The sequence below is a fragment of the Ottowia sp. genome, from assembly GCF_035444425.1.
Classification (GTDB): Bacteria; Pseudomonadota; Gammaproteobacteria; order Burkholderiales; family Burkholderiaceae_C; genus Ottowia.
The window spans coordinates 50,795-63,454 of sequence record NZ_DAOMOQ010000004.1; the positions used below are offsets into that span (position 1 = coordinate 50,795).

Here is a 12,660-nt window from a genome sequence, read left to right on the forward strand (position 1 = left end):
GAACCGACAACGCCCCGCGCGGGGCGAGGCGTTGTCATGACAGTGAATCTTACCGGGGTGACGCGGCTTCAGCGCGGCAGCTCACTGGCGCCCATCAGGAACTCGTCCACCGCGCGCGCGGCCTGGCGACCTTCCCGGATCGCCCAGACGACCAGCGACTGCCCGCGCCGCATGTCGCCGGCGGCAAACACCTTCTTCACGTTGGTCGCGTAACCGCCTCTGACCTCGGTGCTGGCGCGGGCGTTGCCGCGCGCATCCTTGTCGACGCCGAAGGCCTCCAGCACGCTGGCCACCGGGTTGGTGAAGCCCATGGCCAGCAGCACCAGGTCAGCCGGCCATTGCTTCTCGGTGCCGGGCACCTCGGTCGGCCTGCCGTCCTTGAACACCACCTGCACGGTCTTCAGCGCCTTGACCTTGCCAGCTTTTCCGCCTTTGCCGTCACCGACGAATTCCTTGGTCGAGATCGCGAACTCGCGCTGCACACCTTCCTCGTGGCTGGAGCTGGTGCGCAGCTTGATCGGCCAGTAGGGCCAGACCAATGGCTTGTTCTCCTGCTCCGGCGGCATCGGCATGACCTCGAACTGCGTCACGCTCTTCGCGCCATGGCGGTTGCTGGTGCCGACGCAGTCGCTGCCGGTGTCGCCGCCGCCGATGACGATGACGTGCTTGCCCTTGGCGGAAATCGCGTCCTTCACCTTGTCGCCCGCGTTGACGCGGTTTTGCTGCGGCAGCCATTCCATGGCGAAGTGGATGCCCGCCAGCTCGCGCCCCGGCACGGGCAGGTCACGCGACTGCTCGGCGCCACCGGTCAGCAGCACGGCGTCGAAGTTCTGCGTCAGTTGCTCGGCGCTGCGCACGTCTTGCGCCAGGTTGGTGACCTTGGCGCCGGGGCCTTCGGTGGGCAGGGCGCCGATCAGCACGCCGGTGCGGAAGATGACGCCCTCGGCCTCCATCTGCTTGACGCGGCGGTCGATGTGCGACTTCTCAAGCTTGAAGTCGGGGATACCGTAGCGCAGCAGGCCGCCCACGCGGTCGTTCTTCTCGAACAGCGTCACGGCGTGCCCGGCGCGCGCCAGTTGCTGCGCCGCCGCCATGCCGGCCGGGCCGGCGCCGACCACGGCGACCTTCTTGCCGGTCTTGGCCTTGGGCGGACGCGGCACCACCCAGCCCTCGGCCCAGGCGCGGTCGATGATGGCGTGCTCGATCGACTTGATGCCCACCGGATCGTTGTTGATGTTCAGCACACAGGCCGCCTCGCACGGCGCCGGGCAGATGCGGCCGGTGAACTCGGGGAAGTTGTTGGTCGAATCCAGCACGTGGAAGGCGTTCTTCCAGTCGCCGCGGTACACGAGGTCGTTGAAGTCCGGGATGATGTTGTTGACCGGACAGCCGTGGCTGCAGAACGGCGTGCCGCAGTCCATGCAGCGCGCGCCCTGCTGCCTGGCCTGAGCGTCATCGAGGGCGATGACGAATTCTTTGTAGTGCTTCACGCGCTCGGCCACGGGCGCGTAGCCCTCTTCGATGCGCTCGAATTCCATGAAGCCGGTGACTTTTCCCATGATCTCGAATCCTTCTTACTTGGCGGCAGTCGCTTCTTTTTTAGGAGCTGCTTGCGCTTTCCCCTTGGGCGCTTCAGTCTCTTTTCTTGCATGAATCTCACCCAGCGCGCGCTTGTACTCGGTCGGGAAGACCTTGACGAACTTCTCGCGTGCCGTGGCCCAGTTGTCCAGCAGTTCGCGGGCGCGGCGGCTGCCGGTCCAGCGCAGGTGGTCGTCGAGCAACTTCTTCAGTTGCTCTTCATCGGTCTGGCCGCGGTGCCAGATGCCGGCGTCGACATTCGCCTTCTGCTCTGCGGCGGGCAGCACCTTCTCCAGCGTCACCATCGACAGGTTGCAGCGCTTCGCGAACTGGCCGTCCTCGTCGTACACATAGGCCACACCGCCCGACATGCCGGCGGCGAAGTTGCGGCCGGTCTTGCCGAGCACCACCACGGTGCCGCCGGTCATGTATTCGCAGCCGTGGTCGCCCGTGCCTTCGACCACCGCCGTGGCGCCCGACAGGCGCACGCCGAAGCGCTCGCCCGCCACGCCGCTGAAGAACGCCTCGCCGGTGGTGGCGCCGTACATCACGGTGTTGCCGACGATGATGTTCTGGTGCGCATGGCCGCGGAAGTCCAGACTGGGGCGGATGGCGATGCGCCCGCCCGACAGGCCCTTGCCGGTGTAGTCGTTCGCATCGCCGATCAGCTGCAGCGTGATGCCTTTGCACAGGAAGGCACCGAACGACTGGCCGCCCGTGCCTTCAAGCTGAATGCGGATGGTGTCGTCGGGCAGGCCTTCCGGGTGCGCCTTGGTCACCGCGCCCGACAGCATGGCGCCGACCGAGCGGTTGACGTTGCGGGCGGTGTCCATGATCTTGACGGCCTCGCCCTGGTCGATGGCAGGGCGCGACTTTTCGATCAGCCGGTTATCGAGCGATTTCTCCAACCCGTGCTCCTGCGCCGCGACGTGGAGGCGCGGCACATCTGCAGGCACATCGGGCTGCGCGAACAGCCGGCTGAAGTCCAGCCCCTTGGCCTTCCAGTGCGCGATGCCCTGTTTCATGTCGAGCAGGTCGCTGCGGCCGATCAGGTCGTCGAACTTGCGGATGCCCAGCTGCGCCATGATCTGGCGCACTTCCTCGGCGACGAAGAAGAAATAGTTGACCACGTGCTCCGGCTTGCCGGTGAACTTGGCACGCAGCACCGGATCCTGCGTGGCCACGCCCACCGGGCAGGTGTTGAGGTGGCACTTGCGCATCATGATGCAGCCCTCGACCACCAGCGGCGCGGTGGCGAAGCCGAATTCATCCGCGCCCAGCAACGCGCCGATGGCGACGTCGCGGCCGGTCTTCATCTGACCGTCGGCCTGCACGCGGATGCGGCCACGCAGGCGGTTGAGCACCAGGGTCTGCTGGGTTTCGGCCAGGCCGATTTCCCACGGGCTGCCCGCGTGCTTGATGCTCGACCACGGCGACGCGCCCGTGCCGCCGTCGTGCCCGGCGATCACCACATGGTCGCTCTTGCACTTGGCGACGCCGGCAGCGATGGTGCCGACGCCCACTTCCGACACCAGCTTGACGCTGATGTCGCTGTGCGGCGCGACGTTCTTCAGGTCGTGGATCAACTGCGCCAGGTCTTCGATCGAATAGATGTCGTGGTGCGGCGGCGGGCTGATCAGGCCCACGCCCGGCACGCTGTGGCGCAGCCGGCCGATGTAGTCGCTGACCTTGCCACCGGGCAGCTGACCGCCCTCGCCGGGCTTGGCACCCTGCGCCATCTTGATCTGGATCTGGTCGGCGCTGGCCAGGTATTCGGCCGTGACGCCAAAGCGGCCCGAGGCCACCTGCTTGATCTTGCTGCGCAGGCTGTCGCCGTCCTGCAGCGGCAGGTCGACCTCGACCACGTCCTCGCCGATGACGGAGGCCAGCGTCTCGCCCTGCTTGATCGGGATGCCTTTCAGTTCCTGCCGGTAGCGCGCCGCGTCCTCGCCGCCCTCGCCGGTGTTGCTCTTGCCGCCGATGCGGTTCATGGCCACGGCCAGCGTGGCATGCGCCTCGGTGGAGATCGAGCCGAGCGACATGGCGCCGGTGGCGAAGCGCTTGACGATCTCCTTGGCCGGCTCGACCTCGTCGACCGGGATCGCCTTGGCCGGGTCGACCCTGAACTCGAACAGGCCGCGCAGCGTCATGTGGCGGCGGCTCTGATCGTTGATGAGCTGGGCGTATTCCTTGTAGGTGTTCCAGTTGTTGGCACGCGTGCTGTGCTGCAGCTTGGCGATGGCGTCGGGGCTCCACATGTGCTCCTCGCCGCGCGTGCGCCAGGCGTATTCGCCACCGGCGTCCAGCATGTCGGCCATGATCGGGCTGGAACCGAAGGCGCTGCGGTGGCGGCGGAAGTTCTCCTCGGCGATCTCGAACACGCCGATGCCCTCGACCCGGCTGGCGGTGCCGGTGAAGTACTTGTGCACCGTCTCGGAGTTGATGCCGATGGCCTCGAACAGCTGGGCGCCGCAATAGCTCATGTAGGTCGACACGCCCATCTTCGACATGATCTTGGACAGGCCCTTGCCGATCGCCTTGACGTAGTTGGCGATCGCCTTGTCGGCGCTCAGTTCGCCCGGCAGATCCCGGTGGATCGCGGCCAGCGTCTCCATCGCCAGCCAGGGATGCACGGCCTCGGCGCCATAGCCGGCCAGCACGGCGAAGTGGTGCACCTCGCGCGCGCTGCCGGTCTCGACCACCAGGCCGGCCGCCGTGCGCAGGCCCTCGCGGATCAGGTGCTGGTGGATGCTGGACAGCGCCAGCAGCGCCGGGATCGCCACGCGCTCGACACCGATGCCGCGGTCGCTGACGATCAGGATGTTGTTGCCGCCCTTGATGGCATCCACCGCTTGCGCGCACAGGCTGGCTAGGCGCGCCTCGATGCCCTCAGGGCCCCAGGCCAGCGGGTAGGTGATGTCGAGCACCGCGCTCTCGAACTTGCCCTGGGTGTGCTTGCCGATCTCGCGCAGCTTGGCCATGTCGGCGGCCAGCAGCACCGGCTGGCTGATTTCGAGGCGCATCGGCGGGTTGACCTGGTTGATGTCGAGCAGGTTGGGCTTGGGGCCGATGAAGCTGACCAGGCTCATCACGATGGCTTCGCGGATCGGGTCAATCGGCGGGTTGGTGACCTGGGCAAACAACTGCTTGAAGTAGTTGAACAGCGGCTTGTGCTGGTCGCTCAGCACCGCCAGCGGGCTGTCGTTGCCCATCGAGCCGATGCCCTCCTCGCCATTGACAGCCATCGGGCTCATCAGGAACTTGATGTCTTCCTGCGTGTAGCCGAAGGCCTGCTGCAGGTCCAGCATGGCCGGCGGCGTGGCCTCGACGCCGGAGGACTGCGGCTCGGTCTCGCCGATCGGCAGCTCGCGGGCATCGGCGCCGGCCACCGGCCTCAGCACATCGTCGAGGCGGATGCGCAGATCCTCGATCCAGCGCTTGTAGGGCTTGGCGTTGGCCAGGCTCGCCTTGACCTCCTCGTCGTCGATCATGCGGCCCTGTTCCAGGTCGATCAGGAACATCTTGCCGGGCTGCAGGCGCCACTTGCGCACGATCCTGTGCTCCGGAATCGGCAGCACGCCGGATTCGGAGCCCATCACCACCAGGTCGTCGTCGGTGACGCAGTAGCGCGCCGGACGCAGACCGTTGCGGTCCAGCGTGGCGCCGATCTGGCGGCCGTCGGTGAACACGATCGAGGCCGGGCCATCCCATGGCTCGAGCATGCTGGCGTGGTACTCGTAGAACGCACGCCGACGCTCGTCCATCAGCGTGTGCTGCTCCCACGGCTCGGGGATCATCATCATCACCGCCTGCGCCAGCGGGTAGCCGGCGATCGTCAGCAGCTCCAGACAGTTGTCGAAGGTGGCGGTGTCGGACTGGTCGGGAAAGCTGATCGGATACAGCTTCTTCAGGTCGGCCCCCAGCACCGGCGAACTCATCACGCCCTCGCGCGCGCGCATCCAGTTGTAGTTGCCCTTGACGGTGTTGATCTCGCCGTTGTGGGCGATGTAGCGGTACGGGTGCGCCAGCGGCCACTCGGGGAAGGTGTTGGTGGAGAAGCGCTGGTGCACCAGGCCCAGGGCGGAGACGCAGCGCTCGTCCTGCAGATCCTGGTAGTAGGTGCCCACCTGGTCGGCCAGCAGCAGGCCCTTGTAGATCACGGTGCGCGAGCTCATGCTCGGCACGTAGTACTCCTTGCTGTAGCGCAGCCCCAGCGCCTGGATGTGGGCGCTGGCGGTCTTGCGGATCACGTACAGCTTGCGCTCCAGCGCGTCCTGCACGATCACGTCATGGCCGCGGCCGATGAAGACCTGGCGGATGATCGGCTCCTTGGCGCGTACGGCCGGGCTCATCGGCATCTCGCGGTTGACCGGCACGTCGCGCCAGCCCAGCAGCACCTGGCCTTCCAGCCGGATGGCACGCTCGAGTTCCTCCTCGCAGGCCAGGCGCGAAGCGTGCTCCTTCGGCAGGAAGATCATGCCGACGCCGTATTCGCCCGGCGGCGGCAGCGTGACGCCCTGTTTGGCCATCTCGGCACGGTACAGCGCGTCCGGCATCTGGATCAGGATGCCGGCGCCATCGCCCATCAGCGCGTCGGCGCCGACGGCGCCGCGGTGATCGAGGTTCTCCAGGATCTTGAGCGCGTTGCGGATGATGGCGTGGCTCTTCTCGCCCTTGATGTGCGCCACGAAGCCGACGCCGCACGCATCGTGCTCATGCGCCGGGTCGTACAACCCGTGTTGCTTCAGGTCCTGCTGCTCGGCCGGCATCGTCATCGCGCGCACTCCATCATCCAGATCGAAAGGGAGCGCAAGCATACGGCGCCAGCACATCGACGACAAGCTTTTTATTTAGGGTCAGATCACAATTAATCAGACTTTATATCGAACAATATTAAATTGGGGACATAGCAAAATCAGAGGCATGATGGCCTGCAGATCAGAATGATCAGGCGTCAATCGCAGGCGGCCTGCTCGCGCTTGGGCGGCCGGCCCGCCGCGCCCCTGGCGACGCGCCGCTCGGTTCGCCGTTGCAGTTCAGCAACGAACTCGGCGCTGCCGAGGGCCCAGCCGCTGTGCGCCGCGCGACGCAGCGCGTCCTGCTGCCCAGGGTCCAGACCCGATCGCACCAGGTCCACATAAGCCTGTTCGCGTGCGAACGGCGTGTTGCCCAGCGCCCAATAGAGCGCATGCGGCGTGACCAGCGGATCGCTGCGCAGGCCGGCGTAATGCGAGTGGCTGGACCACCGGTAATCGGCCGGCGCCACCGCGATGCCGGCACGCACCGGATTCAGGTCGATGTAGACCATGCAGGCCAGCAGGTAGCGCTCGCTCTCGATCAGGGTGCTGCGGTAGCGCCCTTCCCACAGCGTGCCGCTGCGACCGTGGCACCGGTTGAACCAGCGCACATAGGCGCGCCCTAGACCCTGCATCATCAGCGGCACGCCCTCGGCGGTCTCCGGCGTGGCAAGCAGGTGCAGGTGGTTGCTCATCAGCACATAGGCGTGCAGCGCCACTTGGTGGCGTTTCGCCTGCTCGTGCAACTCGGCCAGCAGGCGCTCACAGTCCTGCGGGTCGATGAAGATCGGCTGCCGGTTGTTGCCACGCTGGATGATGTGGTGCGGATAACCGGGAACCGTGAGGCGGGGCAGTCGGGCCATCGAAAAATTCTAATCCGACCCCAATAGAAGGCTCCGATGGAAAAGGTGTTCCGCACGTGGCGTGACGAATATCACGAATACGGCGGCCTGCGGCCGCCTGTCATCAGCGGGACGGCTTTCTCATGGCAAAGTCGCTCATCCTGGTCCCAAAAACCATCGACACACCCATGAACACCCAAGACATCTGGAACTTCATCACCACGCAGGGCGTGGACTTCGGCATCAAGCTGCTGACGGCCATCGTCGCCTGGATCATCGGGCGCTGGCTGATCGGCCTGGCCCTGAAGCTGGTCGCCAGGGCCTTCGCGCGCGGCGGCAAGGTCGACGCCACGCTGACCAAGTACCTGACCTCGATCATCAACGTGATCCTGAACATCGTCCTGATCCTGGCGATCCTGGACATCTTCGGCGTGCGCACGACCTCGTTCGCGGCGCTGCTGGCGGGCGCGGGCCTGGCCATCGGCGCCGCCTGGAGCGGCATGCTGGGCAACTTCGCCGCCGGCATGTTCATGCAGGTGCTGCGCCCCTACAAGGTCGGCGACTTCATCCAGGCCGGCGGCGTGATGGGCACGGTGGCCGAGCTGGGCCTGTTCACCACCACCATCGTCACCATGGACAACGTCACCACCATCGTCGGCAACGGCAAGGTGTTCGGTGACAACATCCAGAACTTCAGCGCGCTGCCGGTACGCCGCGTCGATTGCGTGACCAAAGTGGCCAACAGCGTCAACCCGGTGGACGCCATCGCGCACCTCAAGCCGGTGATCGCCGCCATCCCCAACGTGGCGCAGGATCCTGCTCCGGACATCGAGATCCTGGAATTCACGCCCGAGGGACCCAAGCTGTGCGTGCGCCCCTACACCCACACCGACCACTACTGGCAGGTCTATTTCGACACCCACAGGGCGATCGTGGAGACCTTCGCTGCCGCCGGCTACCCGGTGCCCGAGACGCCGGTGGCGCACCGCACCATCGCCGCGGCCTGATCCGCAACCGTTTCCCGGCGCCACGCGGCGCCTGGTGCCATTCGACCGGCACCAGGCGCCGTTTTTCATTCCAGTCTCGACCACCTGCCGGCCCTGGCACCCATCGGACAGCGGCTCCCCGACAGCCGCACTCATAATCCGGAGCATGCCCCGCCCCAGCCAACTCCTGCATCCCCAGCGCGAACCCGCGCCGCTTCGATCCGCCGCCACGGTGCTGCTGTTGCGCGACACGCCGGCCGGCATCGAGGTGCTGATGACGCGCCGCTCGACCACCGCCAGCTTCGCACCCGGCGCCTATGTGTTCCCGGGTGGCGGCATCGATGCCGCCGACGCGGCAGCGCACGCCCAGGCGACGCGGCGACCGACGCAGAGCGATGAACACCTGACCCAGGCCATCGCCGCCATCCGCGAAAGCTTCGAGGAACTCGGCGTGCTGATCGCCCACAGTGCCGACGGCACGCCGGTCGACGCCGCGTCCGTCGCCGCGCTGGACCGCCACGCCCCGCTGCTGCCGCAATGCGCGGCGCGCGGGCTGACGCTGGCGGCGGCCGACGTGTACGTGCTGGCGCACTGGATCACCGACCGCGACCTGCCGCGCCGCTTCGACGTGCCTTTCCTGGTCGCCCGCATGCCCGCAGGCCAGACGCCAGTGGCCGACGAGACCGAGCAGTTCGAGCCGGTCTGGGTACGTCCCGCCGACGCGCTGGCACGCCATGAAGCCGGCGAGTTCTTCATCATCTTCCCGACCATCCGCACGCTGCAGCGCCTCGCCGCCTACACCACGGTCGACGAGGTGCTCGCCGCCTGCGCCGGCGAGCAGCCGCTGTGGGCCAGCTGCCCGCGCGCCGGCCTGCTGGGCGGCAAGGACGCGCGCTACATGGAGCACGAGTCGCCCTTTGGCGAACTCGAACTGGTGACACCCGATGGCCAGCTGCTGCACCCGCTCGACTGGCAGTCGGAGCAGCCGGTGGCGCTGCTGAAGAACCTGCAACGCCTCACGGCGCCCAACCCCGGCTTCATGACCGGCCCCGGCACCAACAGCTACCTGGTGGGCGATCCGCGCACCGGCTACATCGCCATCGACCCCGGTCCGGCCGACCCGATCCACGTCGAGCGCCTGTGGCGCGCCGCCGGCGGGCAGATCCGCTTCATCGTCTGCACCCATTCGCACCCCGACCACTCGCCCGGCGCCCGGCCGCTGCAGGCGCTGTGCGACGAGCGACCGCCGATCCTCGGCCTGCCCTCGCAGCCGACCGCGCGCGCCGCCAGCGAGTTCACGCCCGACCAGCCGCTGCAGGATGGCCAGTTCCTGCGCCTGGCCGCGCCGACACCCGATGGCGGAGAGATCACGCACACGCTGCGCGCCATCCACACGCCCGGCCACGCCGCCAACCACCTGTGCCTGCTGCTGGAGGAGGACGGCCTGCTGTTCTCCGGCGACCACATCCTGAACGGCAGCACCACGGTGGTCGATCCGCCCGATGGCGAGATGACGGCCTACCTGGAATCGCTCGACCGGCTGGACGCCGCCTGCGCGCAGCACGAGGTACGCTTCATCCTGCCGGCGCACGGCTATGTGCTCGGCGATGCGCGCGGCGTGATCGCGCAACTGAAAGCGCACCGCCTGGCGCGCGAGGCCAAGGTGCTGGCGGTGATGCGCGCCGACCCGGACGGCAGCATGGACGACTGGGTCGCCAAGGCCTACGACGATGTGCCACCGCGCGTCTGGCCGGTGGCCAAGCGCTCGCTGCTGGCGCACGTCGAGCGCATCCAGGCCATGCAGCCGGGCAACGACTGACCCTGAAAGCCGCCCCGCCAACCCGGGTGGGCCATGAAAAAAGTGTGAAGTCCGCCGATACGCCGGATTCTGTGCGGCGCGCCGTTCTTGCGAACGCCGCGTCGTGACCGCCATCAATCTGGGCCGGGGGTCGCCCACCCGGCTCGGTGCCACCTACCCGTTGGCTCGGCGGGCCGCCTCGAAGCCAACCTACTTGGTGTTGCTGCGCGCAGAGATTGCCCGTTTCACCCGCGCCGGTTGCCCGGCGCGACTCGTCTCTGTTGCTCTGATCCTCACCTCGCGGTGGAGAGCCGTTAGCTCCTGCGCTGCCCTGTGCAGTCCGGACGTTCCTCCAGTGCGGTGTTTCCACACTTGCACCAGCGGCGGCCTGGCGGGCTTCACGGGCTGGATTATCGGCGCAAACCGCAGTGGGCGCAGGGCGCGGGCAGGCCCTGGCTCAGCCGCCGAGCAGGCTGCGGATGTTGGCGGCGATGACCAGCATCAGGCCGATCAGGCCGGCGATCATCGCCACCCCGCCCCAGCGGCGCTCGCGCGCGCTGAACCCCCCGATCAGCAGGAAGCCACAGACCGACACGACGATCATATTGAAGTACAGCAGGTTCATGGCAAGGGCGTCCGGTCAATGGGTGTTGCGCATCCGGCATGGTAGCGAACGCCACACGGCCTGCCCGCACGCTGCGCGGCTGCGGATGGCGCGCAGCATACCGATATCACGCCACGTCAGAACAACTGCGCCAGAATGGTCGGTTTCGACCCCGACTCCGGAGACCCGCCCATGAAAGCCGACACCATCCTCGCCACCATCGGGCGCACGCCGCACGTGCGCATCAGGCGCCTGTTCGGCGCCGATGCCCAGGTGTGGATCAAGTGCGAGCGCGCCAACCCGGGCGGCTCGATCAAGGACCGCATCGCGCTGGCCATGGTCGAAGCCGCCGAGCAGAGCGGCCAGCTGAAGCCCGGCGGCACCATCATCGAGCCGACCAGCGGCAACACCGGCGTCGGCCTGGCCATGGTGGCTGCCGTCAAGGGCTACCAGCTGATCCTGGTGATGCCCGACAGCATGAGCGTCGAGCGCCGACGCCTGATGCTGGCCTACGGCGCCCGCTTCGACCTGACGCCGCGCGAGCAGGGCATGAAGGGCGCCATCGCGCGCGCCGAGCAACTGGCGGCGCAGACGCCCGGCGCCTGGATTCCACAGCAGTTCGACAACCCGGCCAACGTGAGCGCGCACCTGGTGACGGCGCAGGAGATCCTGGATGATTTCCCCGAGGGTCTGGATGCCCTCATCACCGGCGTCGGCACCGGCGGCCACATCACCGCCTGCGCGCGGCTGTTGAAGCCGAAATGGCCGCAGCTCAAGGTGTTCGCCGTCGAACCTTCGCAGTCGCCGGTGATCAGCGGAGGCCAGCCAGGGCCGCACCCGATCCAGGGCCTGGGCGCCGGCTTCATCCCGGCCAACCTCGACACCAGCCTGCTCGACGGCGTGATCCAGGTCGATGCCGAGGCGGCAGGCGAATACGGCCGCCGCAGCGCGCGCGAGGAAGGCCTGCTGGTCGGCATCAGCTCCGGCGCAACCCTGGCCGCGATCGCGCAGAAGTTGCCCGAACTGCCCACAGGCAGCCGGGTGCTGGGCTTCAACTACGACACCGGCGAGCGCTACCTGTCGGTCGAGGGCTATCTGCCGGCCTGAAAAGGAAAAAACCCGCCTCGCGGCGGGTTTCATGAACCGGGGGCGGACACGCCCGGCTCAGCCCTTCAGCGCCCGCAGCGCCGCGATGCGCTCTTCCATCGGCGGGTGGGTCGAAAACAGCTTGCCGATGTTGCCGGCGATGCCCATAGCAGCCAGGTTCTTCGGCATGTCCGCCCCTTCGGCGTGCATGCCGCCCAGGCGCTGCAGCGCACGCACCATGGATTCGGGTTGCCCCATCAGGCCGGCGGCGCCACGGTCGGCGCGGAACTCGCGCTGGCGCGAGAACCAGGCCACGATGATGCCGGCCAGCACGCCGAACAGGATGTCGAGCACCACGGTGGTCACGTAGTAGCCGATGCCGGGGCCGCTGCTTTCGCTGTCGCGGCGCAGGAAGCCATCGACCAGCGAGCCGATCAGGCGGCTGGCTAACACCACGAAGGTGTTCATCACGCCCTGGATCAGCGCCATGGTCACCATGTCGCCGTTGGCCACGTGCGCCACCTCGTGGCCGATCACGGCCTCGACCTCCTCGCGTGTCATGCCGCGCAGCAGGCCCGTGGACACCGCCACCAGGGCCGAGTTCTTGAACGCGCCGGTGGCGAAGGCATTGGGCTCGCCCTCGTAGATGCCGACCTCGGGCATGCCAATGCCGGACTTGTCGGCGAACTTGCGCACCGTCTCGACGATCCAGGCCTCGTCGGCGTTGCCGGGCTGGTTGATGACCTTCACCCGCATGCTCATCTTGGCCATCGACTTGCTCATCAGCAGCGAGATGATGGCGCCGGAGAAGCCGACCACCAGCGAGAAGATCATCAGCTGGCCGGTGTTGGTGCCGGTCGCTGGGCCCACGCCCAGCAGGCTGGTGACGATGCCGACCACCACCATGACGGCGATGTTGGTCAGGACGAACAGCAGGATTCTTTGCATGGTTTCCTCAAAATAAAGCGCC

Annotated in this window: 8 protein-coding genes and 1 other RNA gene; 3 read left to right on the forward strand and 6 right to left on the reverse strand. The window is 67.3% G+C overall.

All coding sequences use genetic code 11. The features are described 5' to 3' along the window. Window positions 1–68 precede the first annotated feature (68 nt). The 3 genes from PK606_RS02775 to PK606_RS02785 form a co-directional block, all read right to left on the reverse strand. On the reverse strand, window positions 69–1,559 hold the full coding sequence (locus PK606_RS02775; RefSeq protein ID WP_324560358.1) for a glutamate synthase subunit beta: 1,491 nt from the start codon (window positions 1,557–1,559) through the stop codon (window positions 69–71). Window positions 1,560–1,574: 15 nt separating this feature from the next. After that, window positions 1,575–6,353, reverse strand: coding sequence for a glutamate synthase-related protein (locus PK606_RS02780; RefSeq protein WP_324560361.1), 4,779 nt, complete (start codon window positions 6,351–6,353; stop codon window positions 1,575–1,577). Between the two features lie 179 nt (window positions 6,354–6,532). After that, window positions 6,533–7,237, reverse strand: coding sequence for a transposase (locus PK606_RS02785; protein ID WP_324560364.1), 705 nt, complete (start codon window positions 7,235–7,237; stop codon window positions 6,533–6,535). A 167-nt stretch (window positions 7,238–7,404) separates the two neighbouring features. Here PK606_RS02785 and PK606_RS02790 point away from each other — a divergent pair, with 167 nt between their 5' ends. Together PK606_RS02790 and PK606_RS02795 are read left to right on the forward strand one after the other, a co-directional pair. After that, window positions 7,405–8,223, forward strand: a complete 819-nt coding sequence (locus tag PK606_RS02790; RefSeq protein ID WP_324560366.1) for a mechanosensitive ion channel family protein — start codon at window positions 7,405–7,407, stop codon at window positions 8,221–8,223. A gap of 145 nt (window positions 8,224–8,368) precedes the next feature. Beyond that, window positions 8,369–10,021, forward strand: coding sequence for an MBL fold metallo-hydrolase (locus PK606_RS02795; protein ID WP_324560369.1), 1,653 nt, complete (start codon window positions 8,369–8,371; stop codon window positions 10,019–10,021). A 42-nt stretch (window positions 10,022–10,063) separates the two neighbouring features. On the opposite strand, the gene rnpB is transcribed toward PK606_RS02795, so the two are convergent. Both rnpB and PK606_RS02805 read right to left on the reverse strand, forming a co-directional pair. Next, an RNA gene (gene rnpB, locus PK606_RS02800) (RNase P RNA component class A) lies at window positions 10,064–10,400 on the reverse strand. Between the two features lie 57 nt (window positions 10,401–10,457). Continuing rightward, window positions 10,458–10,625, reverse strand: a complete 168-nt coding sequence (locus tag PK606_RS02805) for a hypothetical protein (RefSeq protein ID WP_324560372.1) — start codon at window positions 10,623–10,625, stop codon at window positions 10,458–10,460. Between the two features lie 171 nt (window positions 10,626–10,796). Between PK606_RS02805 and cysK the strand changes: the two genes are divergently transcribed. Beyond that, on the forward strand, window positions 10,797–11,711 hold the full coding sequence (gene cysK, locus PK606_RS02810; protein ID WP_324560375.1) for a cysteine synthase A: 915 nt from the start codon (window positions 10,797–10,799) through the stop codon (window positions 11,709–11,711). Between the two features lie 57 nt (window positions 11,712–11,768). Here the strand turns inward: cysK and htpX are convergent, their stop codons facing one another. Further along, window positions 11,769–12,638, reverse strand: a complete 870-nt coding sequence (gene htpX / locus PK606_RS02815) for a protease HtpX (protein ID WP_324560378.1) — start codon at window positions 12,636–12,638, stop codon at window positions 11,769–11,771. Window positions 12,639–12,660: the final 22 nt, after the last annotated feature.